This window comes from Rathayibacter sp. AY1B4 (assembly GCF_002932815.1).
Taxonomy (GTDB): Bacteria; Actinomycetota; Actinomycetes; order Actinomycetales; family Microbacteriaceae; genus Rathayibacter.
Genome location: NZ_PSWN01000006.1, coordinates 153284 through 168928 on the forward strand (window position 1 = coordinate 153284; position 15645 = coordinate 168928).

Genomic DNA, 15645 nt, shown 5'->3' on the forward strand with positions numbered 1-15645 from the left:
CCGCGGGCCCGCGCCTGCGTACCATGGGCGGGATGGAGCCCCACGTCGACGCAGCCGAGGCCCCGCGCGTGCGCGTGGCGATCGTGGACGACCACGAGTCGGTGCGCCTGGGCGTGGCCGCCGCCGTCGAGAGCGCGGGGATGCAGGTGGTCGCCGCCGCCGAGACCGTCCAGGCCCTCGAGAGCACGATCGGCGGCGCCGAGATCGAGGTGCTCGTCCTCGACCTGTCCCTGAACGACGGCTCCAGCATCACCAGCAACGTCAAGTGGGGGCAGGTGCGCGGCTCCGCCGTCCTCGTCCACAGCATCGCCGACCGCGTCGTGGCCGTGCGGGAGGCGCTCGCCGCGGGAGCGGCCGGCGTCATCCCGAAGTCCTCGCCCATGTCGACGGTCGTCGCCGCCATCCGCACGGTCGCCCGCGGCGAGGTCCTCAACAATCTGGAGTGGGCCTCGGCCATCGACGCCGACGACGACTTCGCGCGGGCCGTGCTCGGTCGTCGCGAGCGCGACGTCCTGCACCTCTACGCCTCGGGGCTGCCGCTGAAGCTGGTGGCCGAGCGGCTGCAGATCTCGGTGTCGACGGCGAAGGAGTACCTCGACCGGATCCGCGACAAGTACGTCGAGATCGGCCGTCCCGCCCCGACGAAGGTCGATCTGCTGCGGCGCGCGGTGGAGGACGGCATCCTGCCGGGCATCGACCCGGACGACGGCGATGGCGGGCGCTGAGGCGCCGATCGCCCGCCGCAACGCCGGGCGCGAGCGGATCGACCGGATCATCAGCACGGTCGTGTCGTTCTTCGGCTTCGGCTTCGGCGTGCAGACCGTCCCGCCGATCCTCGCCCAGCTGCCCCTGCTGCGCCCCGAGGTGGCCTGGCCGGTGCTGGCGCTGGTCTTCGGATCGCTCACCGCCGCCGTGGCCACCGCCGTGCTGCGGCGGGGCACGCGGATCACGGCGGTCCTGGTCGCGGTCGGTGTCCTCGTGGCCCTCCTGACCTGGCCGGCCGCCGTCGCCACCGGGGGCGCGGACCGCGAGACCCCGTGGATCTGGTACCTGCTGACCATCGGCACCGCCTTCTGCACGATCGCGGCTCCCCTCCGGATCGCGATCGCGTACGTGTCGGTGACGACCGTGCTGTTCGGGCTGCTGCGCGTCCTCCCCTCCGGCGGCGGGGCGGAGCCGACCCGCGCGATCCTCGACGCCGCCTACGTGGGCATCGTCGGCTTCGTGATGCTGGTGCTGATCACCGTGCTCCGGCAGTCGGCCGACCAGATCGATCGCGCGCAGACGACGGCCATGGAGCAGTACGAGGCGGCGATGCGCCAGCACGCCGGCGAGGTGGAGCGGGTCGAGGTCGACGCCCTAGTGCACGACAACGTGCTCGCGACGCTGCTCTCCGCGGCCTCCGCCGAGTCGCCGGCCGAGCGTGCGCTGGTCTCCTCAATGGCGCAGCGCACCCTCGCCGTGCTGCTGCCCGACCACGAGCCGGAGCCGCCCGAGGGGCTGGTCCCGCTCGAGCTCCTGCAGCGCCAGCTCGCCCACGCGGCGTCCACCTTCGGGACCGAGATCGCAGTCGCGACGGCCGACGGAGTGGATCCGCGCGCGACGACGCTGCCGCGCCCGGTGGCCGAGGCGCTGCTCGGCGCGGTCTGGCAGGCGCTCGCCAACAGCGTTCAGCACGCGGGTCCGAGCGGCAGCGTCCACCGCGCCGTGCACGGGCTGCTGGGCGACGGCGCGGTGGAGGTCGTGGTGGAGGACGACGGCCGCGGCTTCCGGCTCGCCGACGTCCCGCGCGAGCGGCTGGGCATCCGGCTCTCCATCCTCGAGCGGGTGCACAACGCGCGGGGATCGGCGCGGGTCGACTCGACTCCGGGCGAGGGCACCCGTGTCGTCCTCTCCTGGCGGGCGGACGCGGGAGGAGGGCCGTGATCGCCTACCCGCGCCCCCTGCTCCAGGCGCTCGGCGCCGGCTTCTCGCTGTACCACGTGGTGCTCGCCTTCTTCTCCTTCCGCATCTCCCCGGCCACGCCGGCCGACCTCGTCGCGGTCGCGCTGTACGTCGCGGCGACCGTCGTCGCCCTCTGGCCCGGAGCGACGACCCGGCTCGCCCTGCCCGTCGCGGTCGGGATGACCGCGGTCGCCGTCGCTCTGCCGCTGCTGGTCGCGCCCTCGCTCGATCCGGGTGCCTCCAACGGCTACTCCACCTGGTACATCGCCGCGGTCGGCACCCTCATGACGATCGTGTGCGCCCGCCGGCGCGCGGCCTGCGCCTGGGTCGGCGTCGGCTTCCTGATCGTGCACACCGTGTTCTGGGCCGGCCCGGCCGCGCTGGCCACTCTCGGCGTCGTCGGGGGGATCGCCTGGGTCGCGATCGCGCAGCTGCTCATCGTCGAGCTCGGGCGCGCGGGCTCCGAGGCGCGCGTGCTCGAGGCGGCCGAGCGCGCGGCCGCGTCGTGGCGGGCCGCGGAGGAGGCGCACCTCACGGAGCGCGAGGTCCGGCTGGAGCAGACCCGCGCCCTCGCCGCCGACATGCTGCTGCGCATCGCCGAGCCGGGACCGGGCCTCACCGACGAGGAGCGGCGCGAGTGCCGGCTGCTCGAAGCGGCCGTGCGCGACGAGATCCGCGGCCGGCGGCTGCTGGACGACGAGGTGCGGCGTCTCGTGCTCGACGCGCGGCGGCGGGGCGTGACCGTGTCGGTGCTCGACGACGGCGGCCTCGACCGCACCTCCGAGGGCGAGAGCCGACGGGTGCTGGGGGAGCTCGCCCGGGCTCTGAGCGGGATCCGCGAGGAGGTCGACCGCGTGGTGGTGCGCACCGCGTCGGCCGACTCGGCCTCGGCGGTCACAGTGGTGGGCCTGCGGACGGCCGGCGACGGCAGCGCGGGCGCCCTCGGCTCCGACGACGCGGGGGACGAGGTCGACGCCTGGGTCGAGATCCGGCGCGACGGCGTCGGCGGACGGGACGTCTGAGCGGCGGAGCGCGCTCGGGACGGCGCGGCCGTCCCCATGCGCAGCGACCGGTGGCGACCCGGCCCGAAGGGCGTGCGGATGTCGGATCGGTGCCGCGGTCGGGACGCTCCGGCTCTCAGCACGGCTCAGGTCCTGGCGCACCCGGTCTCTCGGCGCGGACCGATCGTCGGCGCGGCACGAGCGTGAGCAGAGCCGTCATGGGCAGAGCCCGTTGAGCGCAGAGCGCGTCAGGACGAAAGCCCGTTAACGGAGTGCGGCGGGCCGTCCACTCCTCCGAAGAGGGGGCCCGGCCCGCCGTCAAACCCCGAGTGAGGGTAACAACCCGAATATTACCCTCACTCGCCCCCAACACACCCGCCTGCTTACCCTGGTCGGCGAGTGATTGGCGGTGCCCCTTCCGAAGGAGAAGCACCGTACGTCCACTAGTGTGCTCTCTCCGCCAGGAGGCGCATAGTCAGCACTTTAGGGGACTAATCGGGGGACAAATTTCACGTTCCGCGTCGCGGATCGCTCGTTCCCCGACGGGCTGCGTCTGCGAGTCCGCTCAGCCGGAGAAGGAGCGCCACGCTCCCGGTGCCGGCCGCAGCGGCCCGCGGACCGCCGCGGCGCGGTCGTTCCAGCCCCCGCTGAGCTCCTGCGGGGTCTCCGGCTCGGCCTCGGTGCGCGAGGTCAATGCGGTGACGACGGCCGTGACGGCGGCGATCTCGGCGGCGTCGAGGCCGGAGGTGGAGATGACGACGGCGGGTGCGGAGTCGGAGGCGGTCATCCCGTGACGCTATCGCATGCCGTTCACGGCGCCGGTCGGCGGGGCATGGCTATGCTGACGCCGGATGCCGCCGGAGCGTCGTCCGTCCGTTGCGAACAGGAGCGTCCCCGCATGCCGACGTGGTTCCCGAGGAGCGGTGCCGCGGCGCTGCGCCCCCTGCGTCTGCTGGTCCGGAGGTCGCCCGCGGCCGTCTCGGTCGTCCTGGTACTCCTGGCCGCGAGCGCGATCACGGGGACGCTCGTCGCCCCCGCGGGAGCCGAGACGACGGCCTGGTGGGCGGCGGGCCCGATGACGACCCTCGACGGCCGTCCGTGGACGGCGGTGACCGCCCTCCTGATCGCGGCGGACCCGCTGCAGCTGCTCCTGGACGTCGTGCTGGTGCTCCCGATGCTCCTCGCCGCGGAGCGCCGCCTCGGCTCGGCCCGCACCCTCCTCGCCTTCCTCGTGACCGGCGCCGTCGGGATCGTCGTCGGGTCCTCCGTGCAGTCGATCGGCGCTCTCGTCGGGGAGTGGTGGGCGGGCGACACCGTCGGCGACCACACCTTCGACCCGCTGATCGGCGCGGTCGGCGCCCTCATCGCCTCGACCGCCTTCATGGGCGCTCTGTGGCGTCGCCGGCTCCGGGTGACCGTCTTCGCCGTCGTGCTGATGTTCGTTCTCTACGCGGGCGACTCCGCCGACGCGTACCGGCTCCTCGCGGGCGGCGCGGGGCTCGTGCTCGGCGCGGTGCTCGCGCGGGGAGCGGCGGGGCTGCGTCCGCAGCGTCCGGCGCCGAGCTCGCACCGCGAGTCCCGGGGGCTGCTGGCGGCGGTCGTCGTCGTCACCGCGATCGGTCCGCTCGTCGCCGTCCTCTCGGACTCGGGCTACGGTCCGTTCTCGTTCCTCGGCCGACTGCTGCAGAGCGCCTTCACGGGGACGACGGACCTCGAGGACCCGTGCAGCCGCGCCCTCCGGCACTGCGCGCACCACGTGAAGCTGAGCCTGGTCGCCCCCGGGCCGATCCTGCTGACGTTCGTCCCGCTCCTCCTCCTGCTCGTCGCCGCCTACGGCCTGCGCTCCGGGCGCCGCCTGGGCCTGCTGCTGGCGGTCGGGGTGAACATCGCGATCGCGATCCTGGAGGTCTTCTCCCTCCAGCGCGCCGCCCGTCACCCCGAGTTCCTGTACTACGCCGAGTACCTGCTCTGGGTGGCGACGACGGTGCTGGTGCCGCTGGCCGTCGTGGCGATGCTCGTGATCGGGAGGAGGCACTTCCGCATCCGCGCGCCCCGTGCCGCTGCGAGGCTCTGGACGCGGGTCGTCGCCATCGCCTTCGTCGTGTCCCTCGGCGGCTATCTGGCGCTCTCGGCCGGCGTGCGCACGAGCTTCGAGCCGCTCCTGGGCCTCGGGAGGCTCCTCCTGGACGGGCTGCTGCGCTTCGTCCCGGTGAGCTTCCTCGGCGGCGCCGGACTGCTCGCCGTGCCGCGGGAGCCGGTGGCGCGGATCGTCTTCGAGTGGGTCGGCCCGGTGTTCTGGCTCGTGGTCGTCGTGGCGGTGGTCGCTCTGCTCCGGGCCACCGACGTGCAGCGGAACCGCGGCGACGAGGCGCGGTACCGCGCGCTCCTGTCCCTGCACGGCGCCGGCAGCCTCGGCCACCAGGGGACCTGGGAGGGCAACGCGCACTGGATCTCGGCCGACGGGACCGGCGGGGTCGCCTACCGGGTGATCGGCGGCGTGGCGATCACCCTCTCCGACCCCGCCTGCGCTCCCGAGCGGCGGGAGGACGTCGTGGCCGAGTTCGTGCGGTTCTGCGACGAGCGCAGCTGGACGCCCGTGTTCTACAGCATCCACGACGAGCTGCTCCCCGTCTTCGACCGGCTCGGCTGGTCGCGCCTCTCGGTCGGCGAGGAGACGATCATCGAGCTCTCCTCCTTCGAGCTCACCGGCAAGCGGTGGCAGAAGGTGCGCTACCCGCTCACGCGCGGCATCAAGCTGGGCATCGAGGCGCAGTGGACCAGCTGGCCCGAGCTCTCCCTCGGCATGGCCAACCAGATCGTCGACCTGTCGGAGCGCTGGGTCGCCGAGAAGGCGCTGCCCGAGATGGGCTTCACCCTCGGTGGCATCGACGAGGTCCGCGATCCCGACGTCGCCCTCCTGCTCGCGGTCGGACCGGACGGCGTGCTGCAGGGAGTGACGAGCTGGCTGCCCGTGCACAGGGAGGGTCGCGTGGTCGGCTGGACCCTCGACTTCATGCGCCGCTCCGACGACTCGATGCCCGGCATCATGGAGTTCCTCATCGCCTCCGCGGCGCTGCGCGTCAAGGAGGAGGGTGCCGAGTTCCTCTCGCTCTCGGGCGCACCGCTCGCCACCGCACCGGTCGAGGAGGGGGAGGTGCCTCCGGAGCCGACGGTCCTCTCGCGCCTGCTCGAGTTCCTCTCGCGGACGCTCGAGCCGGCCTACGGCTTCACGTCGCTGTTCCGCTTCAAGGCCAAGTTCCACCCGCGCTACGCGGGCCTCTGGATGACCTACCCCGACGCGCTGCAGCTGCCTCGGATCGGAGCCGCGCTGGGTCGCGCCTACCTGCCGGACCTCTCCGCCGCGCAGGCGCTGGCGTTCGCGCGGGTGGTCGGGGCGAAGCCGGAGGAGAAGCCGTCCGAGGCGCCCGCGGCGAAGCCGGATCCTCCGGCCGCGAAGGCAGGCGCTCCGGCGGTGAAGGCGGGTGCTCCGGCAGCCGAGCCGGACGGTCCTGCGGTGAAGGCGGGTGCTCCGGCGGCGAAGGCGGATGCCCGGGAAGCGGAGCCCGATTCCGCGACAGGGGAGCCGGGTGCTCCGGCCGCGGAGCCGGACGCTCCCGTCGTGCGGCCCGATGCTCCCGCGGAGTCCGCTGCCCGACGGACCGGGCGCGGCTCCTCCGACTGATCGTTCCGCCCCTCCGCCCCGTGAGGAGGCGGTCGCAGCGGAACGCCGCGGCACGGACGGTCTCCCGTCTCCTGCCGCGGCGTCCGAGCGAGCCGGGTCAGAGCGGGATGTTGCCGTGCTTCTTCGCGGGCAGGTTGGCGCGCTTGGTGCGCAGCGCCCGCAGCGCCTTGATGACGGAGACACGCGTCGCCGAGGGCTCGATCACGCCGTCGAGCTCGCCGCGCTCGGCCGCGAGGAACGGGCTCGCGACGTTGTAGGTGTACTCGTTCGCCAGGCGCGTCCGGACGGCTGCGACGTCCTCGCCGGCCTCCTCCGCCTTGCGGATCTCGTTGCGGTAGAGGATGTTCACCGCGCCCTGGCCGCCCATGACGGCGATCTCGGCGGTCGGCCACGCGAGGTTGATGTCGGCTCCCAGCTGCTTGGACCCCATCACGATGTACGCGCCGCCGTAGGCCTTGCGCAGGATGACCGTGACCAGCGGCACGGTCGCCTCGGCGTAGGCGTAGAGCAGCTTCGCGCCGCGGCGGATGACGCCGGTCCACTCCTGGTCGGTGCCGGGCAGATAGCCCGGGACGTCGACCAGGGTCAGGATCGGCAGCGAGAACGCGTCGCAGAAGCGGACGAAGCGGGACGCCTTCTCGCCCGCCTCGATGTTCAGCGTGCCCGCCATGGCGCTCGGCTGGTTCGCGATGATGCCGACGGAGCGGCCCTCGACGCGGCCGAAGCCGATCACGATGTTCGGCGCGAACAGCGGCTGCACCTCGAGGAAGTCGCCCTCGTCGACGATGTGCTCGATGACGGCGCGCATGTCGTACGGCTGGTTCGGGCTGTCCGGGATGACCGTGTCGAGGAAGCGGTCCGCGTCGGTCGTCTCGAGATCGACCTCGGTCTCGAAGACGGGTACCGGCGACAGGTTGTTGTCCGGGAGGAAGGAGAGGAGCGTCCGCGCGTAGTCGAGCGCGTCGTTCTCGTCGCTCGCGAGGTAGTGCGAGACGCCCGAGATCGTGTTGTGGGTCAGCGCACCGCCGAGCTCCTCCATGCCGACGTCCTCGCCGGTGACGGTCTTGATCACGTCGGGCCCGGTGACGAACATCTGGCTGGTCTTGTCGACCATGATCACGAAGTCGGTCAGGGCGGGGGAGTAGACCGCGCCTCCCGCGGCCGGGCCGCAGATGATCGAGATCTGGGGGATCACGCCGCTCGCCGCGGTGTTGCGGCGGAAGATCTCGCCGTACTTGCCGAGGGCGACCACGCCCTCCTGGATCCGTGCTCCGCCGGAGTCGAGGATGCCGATGATCGGGACGCCGGTCTTCAGGGCGAGGTCCATCACCTTGATGATCTTCTCGCCGGCCACCTCGCCGAGCGAGCCGCCGAAGATCGTGAAGTCCTGCGAGTACACGGCGACCTGGCGGCCGTGGATGGTGCCGGTCCCGGTGACGACGGCGTCGCCGTAGGGGCGCTTCTTCTCCATGCCGAAGGCGTGGGTGCGGTGGCGCACGAACTCGTCCAGCTCGACGAACGAGCCCGGGTCGAGGAGGGTGTCGATCCGCTCCCGTGCGGTCATCTTGCCCTTGGCGTGCTGCTTCTCGATCGCCGCCTCGCCACTGGCCGTGACGGCCTCGTGGTAGCGGTTCCTGAGGTCCGCGATCTTCCCCGCGGTCGTGTACAGATCGGGCGCGGGACGTTCGGTGTTCGCGGTCACCCGCTCACCCTACCGGCGGGGCGGACGCCTCCTCTTGTCGCACTCGCACAGGGAGGGCCGCTCCGAACGGGAGGATCCGGACAAGGGCGGGACGTCGCGAGCGGCGCTCGGAGCGGCCTCGCGGGAGCCGCCGCTACCGTGGCGGCATGCTCCTCCCGCTCTCCTCCGCCGTCTCCCCCCGCGTCCTCGCGCTCGAGTCGGCGGGGTCGACGAACGACGAGCTCCGCGAGCGGGCGGCCGCCGACCCCGCCGCGTGGCCGCACCTCTCCGTCGTCGCCACCGGCGACCAGCGCGCCGGGCGCGGCCGGCTGGGGCGCGTCTGGCAGGCGCCCGCGGGCCGCACGCTCGCGGCCTCGACGCTGGTCGACGCCTCCGCCCTCGGCGCCGAGGCCTCCGGCTGGCTGCCGCTCGTGGCCGGCGCCGCTCTCGCCCGGGCCCTCGCACCCCTCGTCGACGGGGACGTCGCCGTCAAGTGGCCCAACGACGTTCTGATCGACGGCCGGAAGGTCGCGGGGATCCTCGCCGAGCGCCTGCCGGACGGGCGGGTCGTCGTCGGCACCGGCGTGAACCTGCTGCTGACGGAGGCGGAGCTGCCGGTCCCGACCGCCACCTCGCTCGCCCTCGCCGGAGCACGGACGACGAGCGCCGACGAGGTGCTCGCCGCGTTCCTGACCGGATTCCAGGGTCTGCTGGCTCCGCTGCTCGCCCAGGGCGACCCCGAGGCCTCCGGAGCGGCCGCCGCCGTCAGCGCCTCCTGCGGCACCCTCGGCACGCGCGTCCGGCTCGAGCTGCCCGACGGCACGCAGGAGGAGGGGACCGCCGCCGCACTCGCCCCGGACGGCTCGCTCCTGCTCGAGCAGGGCGGCGCGCTGCGCTCGTTCACGGCCGGCGACGTCACGCATCTGCGCTCCTGATGGCCAGGACCGACCCCGCCGACCGCGAGCTGGCGCGGCTGACTCCGCGCGCCCGCCGGGCGGTCGCACCGGTCGTCGGCCTCCTCCTGCTCACCTGGACGGGCTTCTACTTCGCCGCGCAGTTCGAGCTCGCCCTGCAGCGCTGGATCATCGGGCTCGGCACCGCACTTCTGGTGCTGCTCCTCTGCGCTCCCGGGATCGCGGGCTGGGCGAGCGTGCGCTACCGCGTCACCGCTTCCGGCCTCAGCGCGCGCCGGGGCGTGGCGTCGATCCGGCGGGCCGCGGTGGTCTTCGATCGGAGGATGGAGGTCGTGGTCGAGCGCTCCCTCGGCCAGCGCCTCGCCCGGTGCGGGGACGTCCGGATCCTGCAGGCGGGAGCCGAGGTGTTCGTGCTGCGGGACCTGCCGGATCCGGAGCTCACGGCCGACCTGCTGCGGGGGGCGATCGGCGCGGCTCCCGCTCTCGAGCCGGAGTGGCCGCCGCCCGCGTGAGAGCGTCGGGGCCTCGGTAGCATGGAGCCGCCCCGCGCCAGCGGGCGGAGACGGAGGAGCGCCATGCGCGTCGGCGTGATCGGGGGCGGCCAGCTCGCCCGGATGATGATCCCCGCGGCGGTGGAGCTCGGCATCGAGATCGCCGTGCTCGCCGAGAGCGAGGGCGCCCCGGCGGGGCTCGCCGCGACACGGGTCGGCGACCACCGCGACGAGGCGACCGTGCTCGCCTTCGCCGAGACCGTGGACGTGGTGACGTTCGACCACGAGCACGTTCCCCAGCCGATCCTCCGCGAGCTCGTCGCCCGCGGCGTCGCCGTGCACCCCGGCCCCGACGCCCTGCTGTTCGCCCAGGACAAGCTGATGATGCGGCGCCGCCTGACCGAGCTCGGCGTGCCCGTGCCCGAGTGGGCCGAGGTCTCCTCCGCCGAGGAGCTGGGGGAGTTTCTGGCCGAGCACGGCGGCAGCGCCGTGGTGAAGACCGCGCGCGGCGGCTACGACGGCAAGGGCGTGCGCGTGGTGCGCGGCGCCCACGAGGCGGACGACTGGTTCACCGCCCTCGCCGAGGACGGCCGGGGCGGCTCGCTCCTGGTCGAGGAGCTGGTGGGCTTCCGCCGCGAGCTCGCGCAGCTCGTCGCCCGGCGTCCCTCCGGCGAGAGCATCCTCTGGCCGGTGGTGGAGTCGGTGCAGCGCGACGGCGTCTGCGCCGAGGTGATCGCTCCGGCCCCCGCGTCCGCCGGCCGGCTCGCATCAGCCGCGGCCGAGATCGCGCAGACGATCGCCGACAGCCTCGGGGTCACCGGCGTCCTGGCCGTCGAGCTGTTCGAGACGACGGACGACCGGATCCTGGTCAACGAGCTGGCCATGCGCCCGCACAACAGCGGCCACTGGACGATGGACGGATCGACCACGTCGCAGTTCGAGCAGCACCTGCGCGCGGTCCTCGACCTGCCGCTCGGCGCGACGGGCTGCCGCGATCCGTGGACCGTGATGGTCAACGTGCTCGGCGGCCCGGTGGGGGAGTCGCTGACCGACCGCTATCCGCGGGTGCTCGCCGATCACCCGGGAGTGAAGGTGCACAACTACGGCAAGGAGCCGCGACCGGGCCGCAAGGTCGGGCACGTGAACGCCACCGGCGACGACCTCGACCTCGTGGTCTACGAGGCTCGCGCGGCGGCGGCCGTTCTCACGGACTGACCCGTACGATGGTCGCCGTGACGAGCCTGCCGACCTCCCCGACCCCTGCCGGAGCCCTCTCGTGAGCGCGGACGCGCTCGTGAACGGGCCCGCGCCGCTCGTCGGCGTCGTGATGGGCTCGGACTCGGACTGGTCCGTCATGGAGGCGGCGTCCACCGTCCTCGCCGAGTTCGGCGTGGCGCACGAGGTCCGGGTCGTCTCCGCGCACCGCACCCCGGAGGCGATGATCGCGTACGGCCGCGAGGCCCGCGGCCGCGGCCTGAAGGTCGTCATCGCCGGAGCGGGCGGAGCCGCCCACCTCCCCGGCATGCTCGCCGCCGTGACCTCGCTCCCCGTCGTCGGAGTGCCGGTCCCGCTCGCCCGACTCGACGGGCTCGACTCCCTCCTCTCGATCGTGCAGATGCCGGCGGGCGTCCCCGTCGCCACCGTCTCCATCGGCGGAGCGCGGAACGCCGGACTGCTCGCGGTGAAGATCCTCGCGACCGCGGACGACGCCCTCTCCGCAGCGCTCGACGCCTTCGCCGCCGACCTCGAGGTGCAGGTCGCCGCGAAGAACGACGCCCTGGTGGCGGGCCTGTGACGGCCGTCGCCCTGCCGCTGCGGCACCCGGACGTCGCCTCCCGCGCCTTCATGACGCGGCGGGCGTGGTGGCTGCTGATCGTCAACCTGCTGGTGCCCGGGTCCGCTCAGGTCCTCGCGGGCAACCGCCGGCTCGGGCGCCTGGGGCTCGGCTTCACCCTCGGGCTCTGGGTCGCCCTCCTGGTCGCGGTGCTCCTCTACTTCGTCTTCCCGACCGGCCTCTACACGCTCGCGACCTTCGACCTCTCGATGCTCGCGCTCCAGGCCGCGCTCGTCGTCTACGGGGTGGTCTGGGCCGTGCTGACGCTCGACACCCTCCGCCTGATCCGCGTCGTCCGGGTGCGCCCGCGGATGCGCGGCGTGCTCGCGTTCGCGACGATCGCGCTGATGGCGATCTCGGTCGGCACCACCGCCTACGGCACCTACCTGCTCGGCGTGACACGGGGGACGCTGTCGTCGATCTTCGGCGGCGGAGCGATCGAGCAGCCGATCGACGGCCGCTACAACGTGATGCTCCTCGGCGGCGACGCGGGAGAGGACCGCGACGGTCTGCGCCCCGACAGCATCTCGGTGGTCAGCATCGACGCGTCGAGCGGCAAGGCCTCGATCATCGGCGTCTCGCGCGAGTTCGTCGACTTCCCGTTCCCCGAGACCAGCCCGATGCACGAGCTCTACCCCGACGGCTACGACACCGACAACTGCGCCGTCGACGTCTGCAAGCTCAACTCGGTCTACACCGAGGTCGAGCTGAAGCACCCGGAGCTCTACCCCGACGCCGTCGACCACGGCAGCGAGCCCGGCATCGAGGCGATGCGCGACGCGGTCGAGGGCATCCTCGATCTGAGGATCCAGTACTACGCGCTGATCGACATGGAGGGCTTCGCCCAGCTGATCGATGCGCTCGGCGGCATCGACATCGACTACGTGGCCGACGAGCCGCTGCCCCTGGGCGGACTGCCCGACTCCGACGGCGTGATGCAGGGCGTCAATCAGTGGATCGATCCCGGGCACTGGCACTTCAACGGCGAGCAGGCCCTCGCCTACGCCCGGTCTCGCTACACCACGAGCGACTACGACCGGATGGCGCGCCAGCGGCAGGTGCAGGAGGCGCTGCTCGCCCAGTTCGAGCCGGGCAACGTCCTCGCCAAGTTCCAGGACGTCGCGTCCGCCGGGTCCCAGGTCATCAAGACGGACGTCCCGCAGGGGATGCTCGGCTACTTCGTGCAGCTGGGGCTCAAGACGAAGTCGCAGCCGGTGGATCCGATCGAGCTGGTCCCGCCGGCCGTCGACCCGGAGGACCCGGACTACGACGTCGTGCACTCGCTGGTGAGTGCCGGACTGTCGGGCGACTCCGCGCCGTAGACGGCCGGGTGCCGCACGCCTCAGAGGTCGGCGTGCAGCGCCCAGACGCGCTCGGCGGAGTCGCGCCAGCTGAAGGCTCGGGAGCGGTCGCGGCCGGCCACCGACATCCGCTCGCGCAGACCGGTGTCGGCGAGAACGCTGCTCATGGCGAGGGCGAGGCGGTCCGGGTAGTCCTTCGCGTCGCCGCGCTCGACGGCGACGCCGGCGTCCGCGGCGACCTCCATCAGCGCGGGGTCGTCGGAGTGCACCACCGGCACTCCGAAGTGCATCGCCTCGAGTACGGGCAGGCCGAAGCCCTCGGCGATGCTCGGGTAGACGAAGAGCGTGGCACGGGAGAGGACGACGGCGAGGTCGGCGTCGCTGAGGACTCCCAGGGCGCGCACGCGCGTCTCGTCGAGGCCCTGCTCGTCGGCGACGGAGGCCACGTCGAGGTCGCCCCAGCCGGTCGGCCCGACCAGGAGCAGCGGGATCGCCGGCGCGGACGCTCCTCCGAAAGCCGCGATCAGCGAGACCAGGCCCTTGCGCGGCTCCAGCGTTCCGACGCTCAGCACGTACTCCGGGGGGAGGCCCAGCGCCGTGGCGCGCTCGTCGGCGTCCTCCGGGGCGACCAGGCCGGAGCCGACGGCTCCGCCGATCACGCGCAGTCGATCGCCGAAGTCCATCAGCTGGGAGAGCTGGTGGGCGACCGCGTGGGTGGGGACGACGACGGCGTCCGCGTGCTTGCGGGCGCGCTTGGCCATCGCCCGGTGCCACTTCGCGCCGTGGGGGGTGAGGGTCTCGGGATGCGTCCACGGCACCGTGTCGTGGATCGTGACGGCGATCTGCTCGCCCTCGCTCCCGTCGTGGCTGCGCAGCGGTGCGAAGAGGCTCGGGGCGTGGATCATGCCGCCACCGGCCGGGATGGCGATCCCGTACTGCCAGGCGCGCGAGAGCTCGCGGCGCCCGAGCGGCAGCCGGTGGATGCGCGCGAGGCCGGGCAGGCGCAGGCGCAGCTCCTCCTCCTTCTCGGGCGGGTGGGCGGAGACGACGGCCTCCACCTCGCAGTCGCGGGGAGCCGTCGCGATCAGCTCGCGGGTGAGCTCCTCGGTGTAGCGGCCGATGCCGCCGGGCACGCGGGCGAGCATCTGGTCGACGACGACGCGGAGAGTGGTGGTCACGGGGTCACCGCCTCGAGGGGTGCGGCGGCGAGCGCGTCCTGCCAGGAGCGCAGCGGCGGCAGGCCCGCCCGGCTCCAGCCGTCGTGTCCGAGGACCGAGTAGGCCGGACGCGGAGCGGGGCGGACGAACGAGCCGCTGTCGGTCGGGCGCAGGCGCTCGGGATCCAGGCCCGCCTTGGCGAAGACGGCACGGGCGAAGCCGAGCCAGGTCGTCTCGCCGGAGCTGGTGCCGTGGTAGACGCCGGCCGGGGCCTCCGCGTCGACCAGCTCGATCAGGCGCGCGGCGAGGTCGGCGGTCCAGGTGGGCTGGCCGTGCTGGTCGTCGACCACGGTCAGCGTCTCGTGCGCGCCCGCCAGTCGCACCATCGTCTTCGCGAAGTTGCCGCCGTGCTCGCCGTAGAGCCAGGCCGTGCGGACGACGTAGCCGCGCTCCGGGTTGGCCTCGAGCACCAGGCGCTCGCCCTCGGCCTTCGTGCGGCCGTAGGCCGAGATCGGGTTCCGGGGGTGGTCCTCGGAGTAGGGGGTCGTCGCGGAGCCGTCGAAGACGTAGTCGGTGGAGACCTGCACGAGCGCGGCTCCCGTCTCGGCGGTGGCGAGGGCGAGGTTGCGCGCTCCGACGGCGTTGACGCGGTGCGCCTCCTCCTCGTCGGTCTCGGCGTCGTCGACGCGGGTGTACGCGGCGCAGTTCACCACGGCGTCGTGTCCCGCGACGGCGGCGCGCACGGCGTCGAGGTCGGTCACGTCGAGGTCGGAGCGGCCGAGGGCGGTGCTGGGGCGGGAGCCGAGGGCCGCGCGCAGGTCGGTGCCGAGCATGCCGGAGGCGCCCGTGAGGAGGAAGGTCACCTCCTCATCATGCCCGAGCGGTCCGTCGGCCGACGGTCGGCGCTCCGGTACGCCGCCGGGTGGCGCAGAGGGGCGTCGCGGGCCCGTGACACGCCGTCGTTACACTGGCGACCGTGCAGATCCGAGAGCTCGACATCCCCGACGTCTACGAAGTGACTCCGCGCCAGTTCCCCGACGATCGCGGGGTCTTCTACGAGTTCTACCGCTTCGACCGCCTGGCCGAGAAGGTCGGGCACCCGCTCTCGCTGCGGCAGGGCAACACCTCCGTCTCGCGGCGCGGCACCGTCCGCGGCATCCACTTCGCGCAGATCCCGCCGTCGCAGGCCAAGTACGTCTCGTGCTTCTCCGGCGCGGTCCTCGACTACGTGATCGACGTGCGCGTCGGGTCGCCGACCTTCGGGCGCTGGGAGTCGATCCTGCTCGACGACGTCGACCGCCGCTCCGTCTACATCGCCGAGGGCGTCGCGCACGCCTTCGTGGCGCTGACCGAGGGCGCCGTGGTCTCGTACCTCGTGAACGCCACCTTCGACCCGGTGCGGGAGAAGGGGATCGACCCGCTCGACGAGCAGATCGGCCTGCGCTTCCCGGAGGAGGCCGGCGAGCTGCTCCTCTCACCGAAGGACACCGACGCACCGACGCTGGCCGAGGCCGAGGCGCAGGGCCTGCTGCCGACCTGGGACGAGGCGCGGGCCTTCTACACGGAGCTCGACTCCGCGTCCTGACCGCCGATCCGGCGGACGGGCCGCCCGGCGCCGGCCAGGCGGCACGCCCGACCGG

The 15645-nt window shown here is 73.3% G+C and carries 14 protein-coding genes; 10 read left to right on the plus strand and 4 right to left on the minus strand.

The features are described 5' to 3' along the window. Window positions 1–23 precede the first annotated feature (23 nt). The 3 genes from C5D66_RS06140 to C5D66_RS06150 are packed head-to-tail and all read left to right on the plus strand — an operon-like array spanning window position 24 to window position 2966. On the plus strand, window positions 24–725 hold the full coding sequence (locus C5D66_RS06140; protein ID WP_104223169.1) for a response regulator transcription factor: 702 nt from the start codon (window positions 24–26) through the stop codon (window positions 723–725). Next, the gene (locus C5D66_RS06145) at window positions 712–1926 is read left to right on the plus strand and encodes a sensor histidine kinase (protein WP_104274219.1); all 1215 of its coding nucleotides are present in this window, start codon (window positions 712–714) and stop codon (window positions 1924–1926) included. The genes C5D66_RS06140 and C5D66_RS06145 overlap by 14 nt, the downstream gene beginning before the upstream one ends. Continuing rightward, window positions 1923–2966, plus strand: a complete 1044-nt coding sequence (locus C5D66_RS06150; protein ID WP_104274220.1) for a hypothetical protein — start codon at window positions 1923–1925, stop codon at window positions 2964–2966. Before C5D66_RS06145 ends, C5D66_RS06150 begins: the two co-directional genes overlap by 4 nt. Window positions 2967–3510: 544 nt before the next feature. Here the strand turns inward: C5D66_RS06150 and C5D66_RS06155 are convergent. Continuing rightward, window positions 3511–3732, minus strand: a complete 222-nt coding sequence (locus tag C5D66_RS06155; RefSeq protein ID WP_104256322.1) for an acyl-CoA carboxylase subunit epsilon — start codon at window positions 3730–3732, stop codon at window positions 3511–3513. Window positions 3733–3843: 111 nt separating this feature from the next. On the opposite strand from C5D66_RS06155, the gene C5D66_RS06160 reads away from it, so the two are divergent. Next, window positions 3844–6627 carry a DUF2156 domain-containing protein gene (locus tag C5D66_RS06160; protein WP_181028718.1) on the plus strand — a complete coding sequence of 928 codons (2784 nt, stop codon included), beginning with the start codon at window positions 3844–3846 and terminating at the stop codon, window positions 6625–6627. Between the two features lie 97 nt (window positions 6628–6724). On the opposite strand, the gene C5D66_RS06165 is transcribed toward C5D66_RS06160, so the two are convergent. Further along, the gene (locus C5D66_RS06165) at window positions 6725–8329 is read right to left on the minus strand and encodes an acyl-CoA carboxylase subunit beta (RefSeq protein WP_104274222.1); all 1605 of its coding nucleotides are present in this window, start codon (window positions 8327–8329) and stop codon (window positions 6725–6727) included. Between the two features lie 146 nt (window positions 8330–8475). On the opposite strand from C5D66_RS06165, the gene C5D66_RS06170 reads away from it, so the two are divergent. From C5D66_RS06170 to C5D66_RS06190, 5 genes are all read left to right on the plus strand, one after another. Then, the gene (locus C5D66_RS06170) at window positions 8476–9243 is read left to right on the plus strand and encodes a biotin--[acetyl-CoA-carboxylase] ligase (RefSeq protein ID WP_104274223.1); all 768 of its coding nucleotides are present in this window, start codon (window positions 8476–8478) and stop codon (window positions 9241–9243) included. Next, the gene (locus C5D66_RS06175; protein ID WP_104274224.1) at window positions 9243–9734 is read left to right on the plus strand and encodes a PH domain-containing protein; all 492 of its coding nucleotides are present in this window, start codon (window positions 9243–9245) and stop codon (window positions 9732–9734) included. The genes C5D66_RS06170 and C5D66_RS06175 overlap by 1 nt, the downstream gene beginning before the upstream one ends. Before the next feature lie 63 nt (window positions 9735–9797). Next, on the plus strand, window positions 9798–10928 hold the full coding sequence (locus C5D66_RS06180; protein WP_104246679.1) for a 5-(carboxyamino)imidazole ribonucleotide synthase: 1131 nt from the start codon (window positions 9798–9800) through the stop codon (window positions 10926–10928). A 112-nt stretch (window positions 10929–11040) separates the two neighbouring features. Then, complete coding sequence (purE, locus tag C5D66_RS06185; RefSeq protein ID WP_104274227.1) at window positions 11041–11508, plus strand: 5-(carboxyamino)imidazole ribonucleotide mutase; 468 nt, start codon at window positions 11041–11043, stop codon at window positions 11506–11508. Continuing rightward, window positions 11505–12869 (plus strand): LCP family protein, encoded by a 1365-nt coding sequence (locus C5D66_RS06190; RefSeq protein ID WP_258061233.1) that lies wholly within the window; start codon window positions 11505–11507, stop codon window positions 12867–12869. The genes purE and C5D66_RS06190 overlap by 4 nt, the downstream gene beginning before the upstream one ends. A gap of 20 nt (window positions 12870–12889) precedes the next feature. Here C5D66_RS06190 and C5D66_RS06195 read toward each other — a convergent pair whose 3' ends face one another. Together C5D66_RS06195 and rfbD are read right to left on the minus strand one after the other, a co-directional pair. Then, complete coding sequence (locus tag C5D66_RS06195) at window positions 12890–14026, minus strand: glycosyltransferase family 1 protein (RefSeq protein ID WP_258061234.1); 1137 nt, start codon at window positions 14024–14026, stop codon at window positions 12890–12892. Further along, entirely contained in the window at window positions 14023–14868 is an 846-nt protein-coding gene (rfbD, locus tag C5D66_RS06200; RefSeq protein ID WP_104256326.1) for a dTDP-4-dehydrorhamnose reductase, read from the minus strand. The genes C5D66_RS06195 and rfbD overlap by 4 nt, the downstream gene beginning before the upstream one ends. Before the next feature lie 113 nt (window positions 14869–14981). On the opposite strand from rfbD, the gene C5D66_RS06205 reads away from it, so the two are divergent. After that, on the plus strand, window positions 14982–15590 hold the full coding sequence (locus C5D66_RS06205; RefSeq protein ID WP_104232821.1) for a dTDP-4-dehydrorhamnose 3,5-epimerase family protein: 609 nt from the start codon (window positions 14982–14984) through the stop codon (window positions 15588–15590). Window positions 15591–15645: the final 55 nt, after the last annotated feature.